The following is a 14,784-nucleotide window of genomic DNA, read 5'->3' on the forward strand; positions in this document are numbered from 1 at the left end:
TAATTTCCGACCTGTTATTTGAAAAATCTTTATTTTGAATATGTAATATCAGAAATTCCGATATTTATTCGGAGCAACCGCCAGGTGCCCATCGATCGGGCTTCGTCATGACCCCAGACCAACTGCTTACCTTTGCCGCCGTTGCCGATGCCGGCAACATCAGCCGCGCCGCGCTGGCGCTGCATCTGTCGCAGCCGGCGGTGTCCGGCCAGCTGCGGGCCTTGCAGGAGTGGTTCGGCGAGCCGCTGTACCGTCGCAGCGGTCACGGCATTGCGCTGACCGAAGCGGGCGAGCGCCTGGCCGAGCAGGCGCGCCAGTTGCGCCAGGTGTACCGGCAGGCGCAGGCCGTGCGCGAATCCTGGCGCGGGCTGGAAACGGGCGCGTTGCGCCTGGGGGCCAGCACCACGCCAGCCAGCTATCTGCTGCCGGCGCTGGTGGCCGATTTCCGCCATGCCTTTCCGGCGGTCAGCCTGCACCTGTCCGATGGCAATACCCGCGAAATCGTCGAGCGCCTGCCGGCGTTGGACCTGGCCTTCATCGAAGGCGATGTGCCCGCCGGCCTGCCCGCCGACACGGCCGTGCACGCCTGGCGGCAGGACGAGGTGGTGGCGATCGTGCGGGCCGACCATGCCCTGGCGGGCAAGGGGGCGGTCACGCTGCGCGACCTGGCGGCATCGGCGCTGGTAATGCGCGAACCGGGTTCAGGGGTGCGGCGGCTGGTCGAACGCGCGTTTGCCGATGCCGGGCTGGCGCCGTCGATCGGGCTGGAATTGGCGGGGGTGGAAGGCGTGAAGCAGGCGGTGCGCGCCGGCTTGGGCGTGGGCTTCGTGTCGGCGATGTCGATGCGGCATGAAGACGGCGCGCTGGCGGCTTTGCGGCTGCTGCCCCGGCCCCTGACGCGTACGTTGAGCATCCTGGTGCCGCATGCCGATGCGGCGGCCCGCGCCGCCCAGCGCTTCCTGGCGATGTGCCTGGCGGTGGGGGCGGGGCAGGCCGTGAGCTAAGCCAGGAAGATCAGGCCTTGGCCAGGCGCTTGAGCGCCAGTTGCACCCAGTAGGTGCCGCCCAGCGGCAGCAGGTCGTCGTTGAAGTCGTAACTGCCGTTGTGCAGCATGCAGGGGCCCAGGCCGTGGCCGGCGGCGCGGTGGTCGCCCGTGCCGTTGCCGATCCAGACGTAGGCGCCCGGCAGTTCCTGCAGCATGAAGGCGAAGTCTTCGGCGCCCATGGTGGGCTGGACGTGGTCATTGACCATGTCGGCGCCGACGATGTCGCGCATGACGTCGGCACAGAAGGCGGCTTCGTCGGGGTGGTTGATGGTGGGCGGGTAGTTGCGCTGGAAGGTGAACTGCACTTCGCAATCCATGGCCGCGCAGGTGTGGCGCGCGATTTCTTCCATACGGCGTTCGATCAGGTCCAGCACGTCCAGCGTGAAGGTGCGCACGGTGCCGCGCAGTTCGGCGTGGTTGGGCACGACGTTGTCGGCGCTGCCCGCGTGGATCTGCGTGATGCTCAGCACGGCGGCGTCCAGCGGGTTGCGGTTGCGCGTGATGATGGTCTGCAGCGACTGCGCCAGTTGCACGGCCGCCATGACGGGATCGATGCCCAGGTTGGGCATGCCGGCGTGCGTGCCCTTGCCTTTGACCACGATCGAGAATTCGTTGCTGGACGCCATGATGGGGCCGGCGGTGACGCCGAACTGGCCGGGCTTCATGCCGGGCCAGTTGTGCATGCCGAACACGGCTTCCATGGGGAAACGGGTGAACAGGCCGTCGTCGATCATGCGCTTGGCGCCGCCACCGCCTTCTTCGGCGGGCTGGAAGATGACGTAGACGGTACCGGCGAAGTCGCGGTGCTGCGACAGGTAGCGCGCGGCGGCCAGCAGCATGGCCGTGTGGCCGTCGTGGCCGCAGGCGTGCATCTTGCCTTCGTGCTTGCTGGCGTGGTCGAAGGTGTTGGCTTCCTGCATGGGCAGGGCGTCCATGTCGGCGCGCAGGCCGACGGCGCGCTCGCCCGGCTGGTTGCCGCGGATGATGCCGACCACGCCCGTGCCGCCCAGGCCACGGTGGATCTCGATGCCCCATTCTTCAAGCTTGGCCGCCACCACGTCCGCCGTGCGGAATTCCTCGAAAGCCAGTTCGGGATGCGCGTGGATGTCGCGTCGGATCTGGGAGATGTCGTGGTGCCACGCGACGATGGGTTCGAGCAGTTTCATGGGAGGGATCAAGCGGAATTTGGGAACGCAACAAGGTTATCATCAATCAAAAGCCAATTTAATGGAGACAAACACCATGACCCGCCCGTGGCTTGCCCATTACCCGCAAGGGGTTCCCGCCGATATCTCCACCGACGGCTACACCTCGCTGACCGACCTGCTGGACCGCGCCTGCAAGCAGTATTCGTCCCGCACCGCCCTGACCGCCATGGGCAGCGACATCACCTATGCGCAGCTGGATGCGCATGCCCGGGCGTTCGCCGGCTGGCTGCAAAGCCTGGGGTTGCCCAAGGGCTCGCGGGTCGCGCTGATGATGCCCAATGTGCCGGCCTACCTGGTCGCCATGCTCGGCACGCTGCGGGCCGGCCACGCGGTGGTCAACGTCAACCCGCTCTACACCGCCGACGAACTGCAGCGCCAGTTGCAGGACAGCGGCGCGTCCGTCATCGTCATTCTCGAGAATTTCGCGCACACGCTGCAAAGCGTGTCCGACCGCGGTGCGCTCAAGCATATTGTGGTGACGGGCCCGGGCGATTTGCTTGGCGGTTTGAAGGCGCCGCTGGTCAACCTGGCGGCCCGCTACATCAAGAAGCTGGTGCCCGCCTGGCGCATCGACGGCGCGCTGATGCTGCCGCAGGTGCTGGCCCAGGGCGCGCGCCTGCCGTTCGCCGCGCCGGCCATTTCGATGGATGACCTGGCGGTGCTGCAATACACCGGCGGCACCACCGGCGTGCCCAAGGGCGCGATGCTGTCGCACCGCAACCTGACCGCCAATGTGATGCAGATGGAAGCCGTGGCCAGCCCCGCGCTGCACGACATGGCGGGCCAGCAGATCACCATTCTCAGCGCTTTGCCGCTGTACCACGTGTTCGCCATGACGGTCTGCGGCCTGTATGGCCTGCATGCGGGCATGCGCAACGTGCTTGTCATCAATCCGCGCGACCAGCCTTCGCTGATCGGGGCGTGGCGCAAGACGCCCATCAATGTGTTCCCGGGCGTCAATACGCTGTTCAACGCGTTGGCCCACAACGACGACTTCGCCAAGCTGGATTTTTCCGGCCTGCGGCTGACCCTGGGCGGCGGCATGGCCGTGCAGCAGGCGGTGGCCGAGCGCTGGCTCAAGATCACCGGGCGGCCGCTGGTCGAAGGCTATGGGTTGTCCGAGACGTCGCCGGTGGCTACGGTCAACCCGACCAACGCCACGGCGTATTCGGGGTCCATCGGCCTGCCGTTGCCGTCCACCGAGGTCGCGATTCTGGACGATGCCGGCCACGAGGTGCCGCTGGGCGAGCGGGGCGAGGTGGCCATCCGCGGGCCGCAGGTCATGCTGGGGTACTGGCAAAAGCCGGACGAAACTCGCCACGCCATGACGGCCGACGGATTCTTCCGCACCGGCGATATCGGCATCATGGACGACAAGGGCTACACGCGCATCGTCGACCGCAAGAAGGACATGATCACGGTGTCCGGCTTCAAGGTCTATCCGAACGAGGTCGAAGCGGCGGTGGCGCAAATGCCCGGCGTGCTGGAATGCGCGGCCATCGGCGTGCCGGACGAGCATTCGGGCGAAGCCGTGAAGGTGTTCGTCGTGAAGAAAGACCCGGCGCTGACCGAAGCGCAGGTGCAGGCATGGTGCAAGGACAAGCTAACTGGCTACAAGCGGCCGCGCTTCGTCGAGTTCCGTGATGAACTGCCCAAGAGCAACGTCGGCAAGATCCTGCGGCGTGAATTGCGCCCTGATGCTGGCGCCGAGGCCAACGCCGCGGCGCCGCAGGGCCAGACGGCCTGATCAGGCCTGATGCGGGACGGCCGGGCGTCAGCCCGGCTGGTCCAGGTGCGGGGCGATCATGTCGTGCAGGGCGCGTTCGATGGCGGGATTGCCCGCCACCACGCGTCCGCCGATGGGCCAGGAATCGGTGCGATGCATGTCGCTGCAGGCGCCGCCCGCTTCGCGCACGATCAGCGTTCCGGCGGCCACATCCCAGGGGGCCAGCCCCATTTCCCAATAGCCGTCATAGCGGCCACAGGCCGTCCAGGCCAGGTCCAGCGCGGCTGCGCCCATGCGCCGCACGCCGCGCGCACGGTTGATGGCGTCGTGCAGCATCGGCATGTATTGGCTGGCGAAAGAGAAATCGCGGAACGGAAATCCGGTGGCCAGCACCGAGTCTTCGAGCGTGCGGGTGCGCGAGCACGAGATGCGGCGACCGTTGAGCCAGGCGCCCAGGCCGTACACGGCGGTGAAGAGTTCTTCGCGGCAGGGGTCGTAGACCACGCCGACGACCGGCGTATCGGCTTGCAGGCGCTCGTTGGCGGAGACCGCGGCGCCGGCATGCGCGATCAGGGCGATCGAGACCGCGTAGTGCGGGATGTCGTGCAGGAAATTGGTGGTGCCGTCCAGCGGATCGATGTACCAGGTGGCGACGCCTTGGGCCTGGCCGCCGGTTTCTTCGGCGACGATGCCGAACTTGGGCGTGCGGGCCTGCAGCTCCTGGATAATGACGGCCTCGGCTTCGCGGTCGGCCTGCGACACGAGATCGTTGCGCGCCTTGCGGTCGATCACGAGATCGGCGCGATGATGCGCGTAGGATTGCAGGATGGCTGCACCGGCATGCGCCGCCGTGACCGCAGCGTCGATCGCAGCGCACAGGTCTATGGGAGAAGCCAGCGAGCGGGGCGGATCATAGGTTTCCATGAATCGAGTGTAAGCCCAGGTATGCGTCAAATTCGTGGCCACGGCCGCAAAAGGCGCCTGGTGCGTGGCGTCCATCCAACGCCGGCCATCGTGTCGTCCGATAATCCTTTCTGTCTGATAGTCGTCCAATTCGCCGCTTTCCATGTCCTCGTCCTACGTTCCCCTGACCCCCGCCGTCGCTGAATTCGATGCGCAAGGCCGTCTTTTCAGTCCGGTCTATGGCGACGTCTACCACTCGCCGTCGGGGGCGCTGGGGCAGGCGGAACATGTGTTCCTGCGTGGCAATGGCCTGCCTGAACGCTGGCGTGGACGCGACGCCTTCACGGTCTGCGAGACCGGTTTCGGCCTGGGGCTAAATTTCCTGGCGCTATGGCGCGCGTGGCGTGACGATCCGCAGCGCTCACGGACCCTGCACGTGGTGTCGCTGGAAGCGCATCCGTTCGGGCGTGAGGACCTTGCGGCGTTGCTGGCGCGGCATGCTCCCGAGCCGCTGGCGGCACAGGGCGCGCAACTGGCGGCGCAATGGCCGGCGTTGCTGCCCGGCTTGCATCGGTTGGAATTCGAGGGCGGCGCAGTGACGCTGACCCTGGGTTTCGGCGATGCGCAGACGCTGGCGCCACGCTTGTCGGCCAGGGTGGATGCTTACTTCCTGGACGGCTTTGCGCCCGAACGCAATCCGCATATGTGGCAGGCGCCGCTCTTGAAGGCGCTGGCGCGCCTGGCCGCGGCCGACGCCACCGTGGCGACCTGGGCATGTACCGGCGAGTTGCGTCGGGCCTTGCAGGATGCGGGTTTCGAGGTGCATCGGGCGCCAGGTTATGGCGGCAAGTGGCACATGACGGTGGGGGCGGTGGCGGCGCCGGGGGTCGCGGCGGGTGCGCCTGCCATGGCCGATGCGCAGCGTCATGCCGTGGTGGTCGGAGCAGGGCTGGCCGGGTCGGGAATCGCGCAGTCGCTGGCGCTGCGCGGGTGGCGCGTGACGGTGCTGGACGCCGCGCTGGCGCACGGTGCGGCCGCCCATGCCGGCCATGCCGCGGCGGCGTTGACGCCTGTGCTGGCGCGGGACGACAACGCACGGGCGCGCTTGTCGCGCGCGGGCAGCGCGCGGGCGTTGGCGCGGTGGGCGGGCTTGCCTGCTGGCGCGGCGCCGACCGTCTGCGGCACCGTGCAGCTGGAACGCGATGAGGGGCGGGCGGCCGCGCTGGCCGGCACGCTGGCAACCCTGGCCTTTCCCCAGGATTGGGTCCGTGAGGTCAGCCGCGATGAAGCCAGCGCCTTGGCGGGTCTGCCGCTGGCGCGCGGCGGCGTGTTTTTTGGCCAGGGCATGCTGGTGCAGCCCAACAAATTGATCCCCGCGTTGCTGACCACGCCCGGGGTGCAGGTCGTGCCGGGTGCGGTGGCGCGGGTGGTGGCCGAGGGGACGGGCTGGCGTGCCCTGGACGCGGCAGGCCGCGATTTGGCGCAGGCCGACACCGTCATCCTGGCCAATGCCTTCGGCGCGCAGGCGGTATTGGAGGCTAGCGGCTTGCTGGCGCCCCTGCCGCGAGTGGCGCAGATGCATGCGCTGGCCGGCGAAGTGACCCTGGTGCCGGCTGCGGCCTTGGCGGGCGGCCCCCGCTGCGTGGTGGGGGGCGAAGGCTATCTGCTGCCCGACACCGGGGCCGGTTGCGTGGTGGGCAGCACCTATGTGCATGGCGCGACCCAGGCGAACATAGGGGCCGAGGGCCAGCGAGTCACGTTGGCCAAGGCGGCGGGCTTGCTGGGCGGCGCATTTCCGGGGTTCGACGCCCTGGTGCCGGGCAGCCTGTCCGGTTGGGCGGGATGGCGTGCGGTGCTGCCGGGGCGGCTGCCCGCCGTGGGGCCGTTGGTGCATGCGCCAGGCCTGTGGCTGGCCGCCGGTTACGCGTCGCGAGGGCTCTCGTGGTCGGCACTGATGGGCGACCTGATCGCCGCGCGCCTTTGCGGCGAACCGTCACCGCTTGAAACCGATCTGGCCCAACTTATTTTGCCGCGCTGAAAAAAACTTCGGGCCCCCGAGGGGAGTCGGGCGAGGTGGCGTAGAATTGCGGGAAATGCCAGGATTTGGCGCCAAATAGCCCGCTTTGGGCTCAAAATTGGCGTTCCGGCGGCGCACCGGCGGTTGGCCGGGCAAGCGTTGACGGGGGGCTTTGTGCCCCCTTTTTTGGATGATATCGCTGTCCAAAAGAGGGACCGAGTTTATTTCAAAGCTCAAATCCGTCAAAATAGCGTCTTTTGATGGTTTTTGGCTTAAGCCGGGGGATGCTCTGTGCCGCCCAAGTTCGACTTTGCCCATACTACCCAGCTCGACAACATCGAGCTGCTGACGTCCCGCCCCAGTCGCATCGATTTCGACGCGGGCGATGGGTTGCACCTGGTAGTCGAGGCGCATGCGCCTGGTGTTTTTCGCCTGCGCTGCGGCGAGGCGAACCACCTTACCGATGACAAGCCCGGCGCGCGTGCGCGCGCCGTGGCTGAAATGCTGCTCGCGCGCCAAGAGGCCGTGGGCGAGGCCGCCATCGCGCCACGCGAAGGCGGGGACGGTTGGCGCATCACCCAGGGCGATGTTGCCCTGGAGATCCAATCCAACCCCGTGCGGATTGCGTTGTACCGCAATGACGCGCGGGTGTTCGAGTCCGAGGTTTCCGCGCATACGCCCGCATTTGGGCACAACGCGCTGGACCAGGCCGACGATGCCTCCTGGACGGCGGGGTTCTCCCTGCTGCCGGACGAACGCGTCTACGGCCTGGGCGAAACCCCGGGCGACCTGAACCGTCGCGACGAATCCGTCGTTTCCGACGACCCCGAGCATCGCGCCTTGCCGTTGGCATGGAGTCCGCGAGGCTGGGGCGTGTACGTCAACGCGATGCGCCGGGTGCAGCACTCGGTGGGCGCCGCGCCGGCCGATTCGGCCTACATCGTCTGTGTCGACGATGCCGTGCTCGACGTCTTCCTGTTTGCCGGCGAGCCCGCCGAAATCCTGAACCAGTACACCGCCCTGACCGGCCGCGCCGGCCAGCCGGTGCTGTGGGCGATGGGCGCGTGGCTGCAACAGGCCAGCGGCGAAATGCCGACGCAGACCGTGGCGCTGGTGGCCCGCATGCGCGAAAACCAGATTCCGGTCGACGCCGTCACGCTGGCGCAGCCGGCGGCCTGGGGCTTTCAGTCCGACAAGGCCGTGTTCGAATGGGATGCCCAGCGCTTCCCGGACGCCAAGCAGATGCTGGCGCTGTTCCACAAGCACAACGTGCATGTCGCCGCCTCGGGCTTTCCGGGCGTGATCAAGACCAGCCCGCTGTTCGAGGAACTCGAAGACCGCGGCTGGCTCCTGACCAAGGACGACGGCTCGGCGCAGGTGTTCGACGGCAACGCCGCCACCTCGGGCCAGCCTTATGGCCTGCTGGACCTGACCTACCGCGACATCTACAACCTGTGGGTCGAGCGCCATCGCCAGCTGATCGAAGACGGCCTGGACGCGCCCGCGTGCGATGCCCAGATCGCCATTCCCGACGGCGTCAATGCCCGCAACGGCGAAACCGGCCCCGCACTGCGCAGCATGTATCCGCTGCTGGTGCGCCGCGCACTGTTCGACGCGGTTGCCGGTCTGAAGGTGCCGCCCGAAGGTGTGGTGCCCAGCACCGACCTGTTCCCGGCGGCGCAGCGCCTGCCGTGGCAGGTGGGGCCGCAGGTCGACAACACCTGGGACGGCCTGCGCCACACGTTGCGCACGGCCCTGTCCATCGGTGCCTCGGGCCTGCCCGTGCAGGTGCACGGCATCGGCACGGCCGCGCGCAGCGCCGCCGGCATGACGCCCGAGCTGTACCTGCGTTGGCTGACCGCCGGCGTGTTCTCGGCGAACTTCTCCTTCCAGGGCGTGGCCGGCCTGATGCCTTGGGACTTCGGCGACGAGACCCTGGCCCAGGTCAAGACCTGGATGCAATGGCGCTATCGCCTGGTGCCCTATGTGCTGGGCGCCATCGAAGACGCCGCACGCACCGGCTTGCCGGTGCAGCGTTCCATGGCGCTGTCGTTCCCGAACGACCCGCATGCCCACGAGTGGGACCTGCAATACCTGCTGGGCCCGGCCCTGCTCGTGGCGCCGATCACCGAGCCGGGCAAGCAGGTGCGGGTGTACCTGCCCAAGGGCGACGCCTGGTGGGACCTGAACACGGGCCATCGCTACGAAGGCGGCACCACCTGGACCATCGACTGCGACCTGGGCCAGTTCCCGGTGTTCGGCCGCGAAGGGCATATGCTCTGTCTGGGACCCGCCGCGCAGCACACGGGCGAGTTCAATTCGGCGCGCATCCTGGACGAAGTCTGGATGTTCGGCATGCCGGTGCACAACCCGGTGGTCATGCGCAACAAGATCCGCGTCATGCAGATGCAGGGCTCCAGCTACATCAAGGGCCTGGAAGGCTTGCGCATTTCGCCGTCCGAGGGGCTGGAGGTCAAGCGCCGCGGCGCTGAAGTGCGTATCTCGCGCGCTCGCTGATCCCGGAGGGGCCGGCTACCGGCCACCCCCGAACAAAAGGGCAGTCAGGAAGGCTTTCCTTCCAGGCTGCCCTTTACGTCTTTGTGCGGACGCATTCTATATTACTGTTAGTTATTAAAAATGGAAAAAACGGTCGTTCTCTTTAGAAGAGAAAAGATACAAAATCGCTTGCCATGATCCAGATCGAGAACCTATCCAAGACCTACGCCACGCCGCATGGCCAGTTCCAGGCGCTGCGGGGCATCAACCTGCACATCCAGCAGGGCGAGGTCTTCGGCATCATCGGCCCCAGCGGGGCCGGTAAAAGCACGCTGGTCCAGTGCATCAACCTGCTCGAGCGCCCCAACGAAGGCACTATTGCCATCGGCGGCCAGCAGCTGACCGGCCTGAACGAAGCGCAGTTGCGCGCCCAGCGCCGCCGCATCGGCATGGTGTTCCAGGGCTTCAACCTGCTGTCGCGCCGCACGGTGTACGGCAACGTGGCGCTGCCGCTGGAAATCGCCGGCGTGGCCAGGAATGAAATTCCCGCGCGCGTCGAGCGCCTGCTGGCCCTGGTGGGCCTGGAGCATCTGCGCGACCGCTATCCCAGCCAGATCAGCGGCGGGCAGAAGCAGCGCGTGGGTATCGCCCGCGCCTTGGCCAACAATCCGGATGTGCTGCTGAGCGACGAGGCCACGTCCGCGCTGGACCCTGAAACCACGCACAACATTCTGGCATTGCTGCGCGACATCAACCGCAAGACCGGCGTGACCGTCGTGATGATCACGCACCAGATGGAAGTGGTGCGCGAGGTCTGCGACCGCGTGGCCGTGCTGTCGCAAGGCGAAGTGGTTGAAATGGGCAGCACGCGCGAAGTGTTTGCGCAGCCGCGCCACGAAGTGACCCGCGCCATGGTGTCGGCGGCCACCGCGTCGGACCTGACCGACGCCACGCTGGCCGCTGTGAAGCAGCGCATCGAGACGCTGGCCGCGGCCAAGCCTGGCCAGGCCGTGCGCCTGCTGCGCCTGTCCTTGACCGGCACCGACGCGTCGGGCTCGTTCCTGTCCGACCTGTCCACGCAGTATTCGCTGGACGTCGGCCTGGTGCAGGCCCGCGTCGAAGACATCCAGGGCGTGGCCGTGGGCACGATGTTCGTGCTGGCGCAAGGCACCCCCGCCGCGGTCAAGGACGCGATTGCCGCGTTGACCGCCCGTGACATTACCGTTGAAGAAATTGCTCATGAGCCCGCAACTGATCGACCTGCTTATTACGTCGCTGCTTGATACCCTGCTGATGGTGGGTGTGGCCAGCGCCATTGCGGTGCTGGTCGGCATTCCGCTGGGTGTGATCCTGACCGTCACTGCGCGCGGCAGCATGCTGGAGAACCAGCCGGTGAACCACGCCCTGGGCGCGGTCATCAATGCCACGCGTTCGGTGCCGTTCGTGATCCTGATGGTCGCCATCATTCCGTTCACGCGCCTGGTGGCCCAGACGTCCATCGGCACCACCGCCGCCATCGTGCCGTTGTCGGTGGCCGCGATTCCGTTCATGGCACGCATCGCCGAGAACGCGATGCGTGAAGTCGACCCGGGCCTGATCACCGCGGCGCGCGCCATGGGTGCATCGCCGATGCAGATCATCATGAAGGTGCTCTTGCCCGAGGCGCTACCCGGCCTGATCGCCGCCACCATCGTCACCGTGGTCAGCCTGATCGGTTATTCGGCCATGGCTGGCGCCATCGGCGGCGGCGGCCTGGGCGACCTCGCCATCCGCTACGGCTACCAGCGTTTTCAGTCCGACGTGATGGCCGCCGTGGTCATCGTGCTGATCGTGCTGGTGCAGTTGATCCAGAGCCTGGGCGACCGCTACGTGCGCCGCATTTCGCACCGCTGAGCATCGCCGGCCATTCTTCTTTTCGTTCTTCTTCTACTTCCGACATTCGGGATATCCGCAACATGAGCATCAAGGTTTTGAAGTCGCTGGCCGCGTTTGCCCTCGGCGCCGCCGTATTCGCCCAGCCCGCGCTGGCCCAGGACAAGCCGCTGAAGGTGGGTGTCACCGCCGGCCCGCACGCCCAGATCTTCGACGTGGTCAAGCAGGAAGCCGCCAAGCAGGGCCTGAACATCCAGGTGATCGAGTTCACCGACTACGTGCAGCCCAACGTCGCGCTGGCCTCGGGCGACCTGGATGTGAACAGCTACCAGCACCAGCCTTACCTGGACAATGCCAACGCCGACCGCGGCTACAAGCTGGTCAGCATCGCCAAGACCGTGATCTTCCCGATCGGCATCTACAGCAAGAAGATCAAGTCGCTGGCCGAACTGAAGGACGGCGCCCGCATCGCGCTGCCGAACGACCCGACCAACGGCGGCCGCGCCTTGCTGCTGCTGCAGGCCAACGGCCTGATCAAGCTGCGTCCGGAAGCCGGCCTGAAGGCGACCCCGATCGACGTGATCGAGAACCCCAAGAAGCTGCGCTTCATCGAGCTGGACGCCGCCCAGCTGCCGCGTTCGCTGGACGACACCGACGCGTCGGCCGTGAACACCAACTTCGCGCTGGAAGCCGGCCTGAACCCCACCAAGGACGCGATCGCCCAGGAATCGCCAGATTCGCCGTACGCCAACGTGCTGGTCGTGCGTGAAAAGGACAAGGACCGTCCCGAGTTCGCCAAGCTGGTCAGCATCTATCACAGCCCGGCCGTGAAGCAGTTCATCGAGACCAAGTTCAAGGGCGCCGTGGTCGCCGCCTGGTAAGCCAGAAGCGTCGCCTCAGTACCAGAACGGCCGCGCGAGCGGCCGTTTTTCATGGAGTTTTGACAACGCCGTCGAAATAAGCCATAATTTCTGGCTTCGGTCGGGCTGATAGCTCAGTCGGTAGAGCAGCGGACTTTTAATCCGTTGGTCGCGAGTTCGAGTCTCGCTCAGCCCACCACCCCTACAAGTTTGATCCAGACGTTTGGCTGGATCATGAAAGAACCCCCTGCATTGTCTGCTCGGGGTTTTTTTTACGCCTGTATGTATACGCCCGTTTACGCCCGTATAGCATTGCGCTCGGACGGCCTGCACTGTGACCACCTTGATTTATCATCGGTGACTTCCTTGCCGGGCAAGACTTCCAACATGATCCCTGCCACGCGGCGCGTCTTTCGAACATGGCTTGGCGCTTTTGCGCTGGCCGCCTGGGTGCTGACCTGCCCTTCGGCCCAGGCCACCCCGCGCATCGTGTACACCGGCACCCTGCAAGGCGCCGGCGACATCGTGATGGAGCTGGACAGCCAGCCGGCGGCCGATGGTTCCGTGGCGGGCCGCTACTTCTATCCGAAGCATGGCGTGGATATCCCGCTCAAGGGCACGCCGCAGGCGCTGCACGAACCCCGGACCTATTACGACATCAAGGAAGGCGGCGGCGACCCCGAGTCGAACGCGTCGCCGCCGGCCGCGACCTGGTCCGGCACGCGCGATGCTGCGGGTTACCACGGCAAATGGGTCGATGCCAGAACGGGCAAGACGCGCACGTTCACATTGCGCCGTGTGGCGGACTATGACCCCGATGCCTTGGCGCCGGGCGCGGTGCAGGCGGTGACCGATGCGATCAGCGGCGGCGTGGGCAGCGGCATCGATATCAACGCAGACATCGATGCCAAACATGCGCCCTACGAAACGCTCAAGCTTGCCGGCCACGCCGTGCCGGTCGGCCCTGACGTCGGCAACGCCGTGGTGGCTTACCGCCTGTGGCGCGATCCGCGCACGAAGTTCAGCTATCCGCGGCTGAGCCGCCATCCGGACCCGCAGGTGCTCGTGCGCATCAATCATCTGCTGGAACAGCGCCATTGGCAGATGAATCTGGCCGCGTTGGAATGCATGGCCACGATCTACACAGACGGCAATCCGGCGGCGGGCACGCTGGGCAGCTATGACGACGAGAACATCACGGTGGACTGGCTGTCGACGGCGCTGATGACGGTGACCGAGTCCGGCAGCCTGTACTGCGGCGGCGCGCATCCCAATAACCATTTCGATCCCTACACCTTCGATCTGCTGCGCGGCGAGTACCTGAATTGGAATCGCATTTTCGACGCGTATGTGCCGGGTGATGATGGCCTGCGAACCGCAAGCCCGACCTTGCTGGCACTGATGGAAAAGGTGCGGGCGCCGCTGGCTGCGGAAAACGCCAAGGGCGCGGCCGACGGCGAATCGCTGGAAGGCTGCTCGGATGTCTGGCCCAGCTATCTTGCCTTGAGCGTGGCGTCGCCTGGCGAACTGGTGCTGTCGGTGTCGGGCATCGGCCATGCCATGGGCGCTTGCCTGGGGCCGCATGCCAGCGTGCCGTTCAAGGCATTGAAGCCGTACTTGAAACCGGGTGGCCAGGCTTACCTGGTGACCGAATAGCGTGTATTGCGTGGGACGGGCTGGCGCAGGGCGTCCACCTGCACCTGGCGGATGCCAGGTGGGCCTTTCGTGATGAACACGGCCGAGCAGATTTTCCAGGCCTGCCAGGATTTCCGCAGTGGGGCTTTTGGCGCCTGATACGGCCTCAAAGCGGCAGCAGCGCAGTCGCTTCGATTTCCACCAGCATGCCGTCCAGCGCCAGCCGTGGCACCGGGATCAGGGTGCAGGCCGGGGCCAGGTGGATGCCCCAGCGCGACTTGATCTCCTGGGAAAACACCGCCAGGCGTTCCTGGCTGTGATCCACCACCAGCACGGTCAGCTTGGCCACGTCGAACAGGGTGGCGCCAGCGCCTTGCAGGGCGGTCTGGACGTTGTCCAGCGCCTGGCGCACCTGCTTGAGGAAGTCCGGCTGCAGCTCGCCCTGGGCGTTTTCACCGCCCTGACCGGCGGCAAAGATCAGCCGCGCCGGGGTGTCGGCCACCGCCACATGTGAGTAGCCATTGGGCCGCGGGTCGTACAGGCCGGGCGGATTGATGAAGGCGAGCGAGGGCAGGGCGGGGGTGATGCGGGACGGCATGGCAGGCTCCAGAATCGTGTCGGTCTTGATAGGAGCGCCAGTATCAAACCTCAACCACAGTTGAGGTCAAGGAAGGCGGCCGGGCATCACTTGTCGGCCAGGCCGACGGATCAGGACAGCGCGCGCGGCGGCATGGCCGATAGTTCGGTCAGGCTCAGGCCGCAGCTGCGGGCGCGCTCGGCCAGGGTGGCGCTCTGTTCCAGTGCGCGCTTGCTTTCGGCCAGCAGCACGTCCAGTTGTTCGTCCAACGACGCGGCCATGACCCAGGCCCGTTCGGTGAATTCGGCCGAAAAGGCATCGACACAGGTCTTGCAGATGGCCGAGCCGTTGCTTTCCAGGAGTGGGGCGCCTTGCGCCAGCGTCGAAAGGCAAAAATGACAGGCGAGGGCGCGGCTCATGCGTCGGGGCTCGTGGTCGAAGGGAG

13 protein-coding genes and 1 tRNA gene are annotated in these 14,784 nt (G+C 66.4%); 10 read left to right on the forward strand and 4 right to left on the reverse strand.

Features of this window, described 5'->3' with window-relative positions:
* Positions 1 to 107: 107 nt before the first annotated feature.
* Complete coding sequence (locus U858_RS0108005) at positions 108 to 1,004, forward strand: LysR family transcriptional regulator (protein ID WP_025136649.1); 897 nt, start codon at positions 108 to 110, stop codon at positions 1,002 to 1,004.
* 10 nt (positions 1,005 to 1,014) lie between these two features.
* Here U858_RS0108005 and U858_RS0108010 read toward each other — a convergent pair whose 3' ends face one another.
* Entirely contained in the window at positions 1,015 to 2,211 is a 1,197-nt protein-coding gene (locus tag U858_RS0108010; protein ID WP_025136650.1) for a M20 aminoacylase family protein, read from the reverse strand.
* A gap of 76 nt (positions 2,212 to 2,287) precedes the next feature.
* Here U858_RS0108010 and U858_RS0108015 point away from each other — a divergent pair, with 76 nt between their 5' ends.
* Complete coding sequence (locus U858_RS0108015; RefSeq protein WP_025136651.1) at positions 2,288 to 4,000, forward strand: AMP-binding protein; 1,713 nt, start codon at positions 2,288 to 2,290, stop codon at positions 3,998 to 4,000.
* A 27-nt stretch (positions 4,001 to 4,027) separates the two neighbouring features.
* Here the strand turns inward: U858_RS0108015 and U858_RS0108020 are convergent, their stop codons facing one another.
* Positions 4,028 to 4,903: an inositol monophosphatase family protein gene (locus U858_RS0108020; protein WP_025136652.1), complete on the reverse strand. Its 876-nt coding sequence runs from the start codon at positions 4,901 to 4,903 to the stop codon at positions 4,028 to 4,030.
* Positions 4,904 to 5,045: 142 nt separating this feature from the next.
* Here U858_RS0108020 and mnmC point away from each other — a divergent pair, with 142 nt between their 5' ends.
* The 8 genes from mnmC to U858_RS36490 all read left to right on the forward strand — a co-directional run bounded on the left by mnmC (position 5,046) and on the right by U858_RS36490 (position 13,921).
* Positions 5,046 to 6,920, forward strand: a complete 1,875-nt coding sequence (mnmC, locus tag U858_RS0108025) for an FAD-dependent 5-carboxymethylaminomethyl-2-thiouridine(34) oxidoreductase MnmC (protein ID WP_025136653.1) — start codon at positions 5,046 to 5,048, stop codon at positions 6,918 to 6,920.
* 270 nt (positions 6,921 to 7,190) lie between these two features.
* The gene (locus U858_RS0108030) at positions 7,191 to 9,416 is read left to right on the forward strand and encodes a TIM-barrel domain-containing protein (RefSeq protein ID WP_025136654.1); all 2,226 of its coding nucleotides are present in this window, start codon (positions 7,191 to 7,193) and stop codon (positions 9,414 to 9,416) included.
* A gap of 173 nt (positions 9,417 to 9,589) precedes the next feature.
* The gene (locus U858_RS0108035) at positions 9,590 to 10,678 is read left to right on the forward strand and encodes a methionine ABC transporter ATP-binding protein (RefSeq protein WP_025136655.1); all 1,089 of its coding nucleotides are present in this window, start codon (positions 9,590 to 9,592) and stop codon (positions 10,676 to 10,678) included.
* Positions 10,635 to 11,288, forward strand: a complete 654-nt coding sequence (locus tag U858_RS0108040; RefSeq protein WP_025136656.1) for a methionine ABC transporter permease — start codon at positions 10,635 to 10,637, stop codon at positions 11,286 to 11,288. The genes U858_RS0108035 and U858_RS0108040 overlap by 44 nt, the downstream gene beginning before the upstream one ends.
* Positions 11,289 to 11,350: 62 nt before the next feature.
* On the forward strand, positions 11,351 to 12,148 hold the full coding sequence (locus U858_RS0108045; RefSeq protein ID WP_025136657.1) for a MetQ/NlpA family ABC transporter substrate-binding protein: 798 nt from the start codon (positions 11,351 to 11,353) through the stop codon (positions 12,146 to 12,148).
* Positions 12,149 to 12,250: 102 nt separating this feature from the next.
* Positions 12,251 to 12,326: transfer RNA gene (locus tag U858_RS0108050), tRNA-Lys, on the forward strand.
* A gap of 188 nt (positions 12,327 to 12,514) precedes the next feature.
* The gene (locus tag U858_RS0108055; RefSeq protein WP_025136658.1) at positions 12,515 to 13,783 is read left to right on the forward strand and encodes a hypothetical protein; all 1,269 of its coding nucleotides are present in this window, start codon (positions 12,515 to 12,517) and stop codon (positions 13,781 to 13,783) included.
* 51 nt (positions 13,784 to 13,834) lie between these two features.
* Positions 13,835 to 13,921 (forward strand): pirin-like C-terminal cupin domain-containing protein, encoded by an 87-nt coding sequence (locus U858_RS36490; RefSeq protein WP_081821575.1) that lies wholly within the window; start codon positions 13,835 to 13,837, stop codon positions 13,919 to 13,921.
* Between the two features lie 7 nt (positions 13,922 to 13,928).
* On the opposite strand, the gene U858_RS0108060 is transcribed toward U858_RS36490, so the two are convergent.
* Together U858_RS0108060 and U858_RS0108065 are read right to left on the reverse strand one after the other, a co-directional pair.
* Positions 13,929 to 14,360, reverse strand: coding sequence for a RidA family protein (locus U858_RS0108060; RefSeq protein ID WP_025136659.1), 432 nt, complete (start codon positions 14,358 to 14,360; stop codon positions 13,929 to 13,931).
* Positions 14,361 to 14,470: 110 nt separating this feature from the next.
* Positions 14,471 to 14,758: an MSHA biogenesis protein MshH gene (locus U858_RS0108065; protein ID WP_025136660.1), complete on the reverse strand. Its 288-nt coding sequence runs from the start codon at positions 14,756 to 14,758 to the stop codon at positions 14,471 to 14,473.
* Positions 14,759 to 14,784 lie beyond the last annotated feature (26 nt).

Origin of the sequence: Achromobacter sp. DH1f (assembly GCF_000633435.1) — a bacterium.
GTDB classification, from domain to species: Bacteria; Pseudomonadota; Gammaproteobacteria; order Burkholderiales; family Burkholderiaceae_B; genus Achromobacter; species Achromobacter deleyi.

Bases quoted from the DNA above. Each gene is read 5' to 3' on its own strand.
- U858_RS0108005 (WP_025136649.1), top strand. From the start codon at position 108: ATGACCCCAGACCAACTGCTTACCTTTGCCGCCGTTGCCGATGCCGGC.
- U858_RS0108010 (WP_025136650.1), bottom strand. From the start codon at position 2,211: ATGAAACTGCTCGAACCCATCGTCGCGTGGCACCACGACATCTCCCAG.
- U858_RS0108015 (WP_025136651.1), top strand. From the start codon at position 2,288: ATGACCCGCCCGTGGCTTGCCCATTACCCGCAAGGGGTTCCCGCCGAT.
- U858_RS0108020 (WP_025136652.1), bottom strand. From the start codon at position 4,903: ATGGAAACCTATGATCCGCCCCGCTCGCTGGCTTCTCCCATAGACCTG.
- mnmC (WP_025136653.1), top strand. From the start codon at position 5,046: ATGTCCTCGTCCTACGTTCCCCTGACCCCCGCCGTCGCTGAATTCGAT.
- U858_RS0108035 (WP_025136655.1), top strand. From the start codon at position 9,590: ATGATCCAGATCGAGAACCTATCCAAGACCTACGCCACGCCGCATGGC.
- U858_RS0108040 (WP_025136656.1), top strand. From the start codon at position 10,635: ATGAGCCCGCAACTGATCGACCTGCTTATTACGTCGCTGCTTGATACC.
- U858_RS0108045 (WP_025136657.1), top strand. From the start codon at position 11,351: ATGAGCATCAAGGTTTTGAAGTCGCTGGCCGCGTTTGCCCTCGGCGCC.
- U858_RS0108055 (WP_025136658.1), top strand. From the start codon at position 12,515: ATGATCCCTGCCACGCGGCGCGTCTTTCGAACATGGCTTGGCGCTTTT.
- U858_RS36490 (WP_081821575.1), top strand. From the start codon at position 13,835: ATGCCAGGTGGGCCTTTCGTGATGAACACGGCCGAGCAGATTTTCCAG.
- U858_RS0108060 (WP_025136659.1), bottom strand. From the start codon at position 14,360: ATGCCGTCCCGCATCACCCCCGCCCTGCCCTCGCTCGCCTTCATCAAT.
- U858_RS0108065 (WP_025136660.1), bottom strand. From the start codon at position 14,758: ATGAGCCGCGCCCTCGCCTGTCATTTTTGCCTTTCGACGCTGGCGCAA.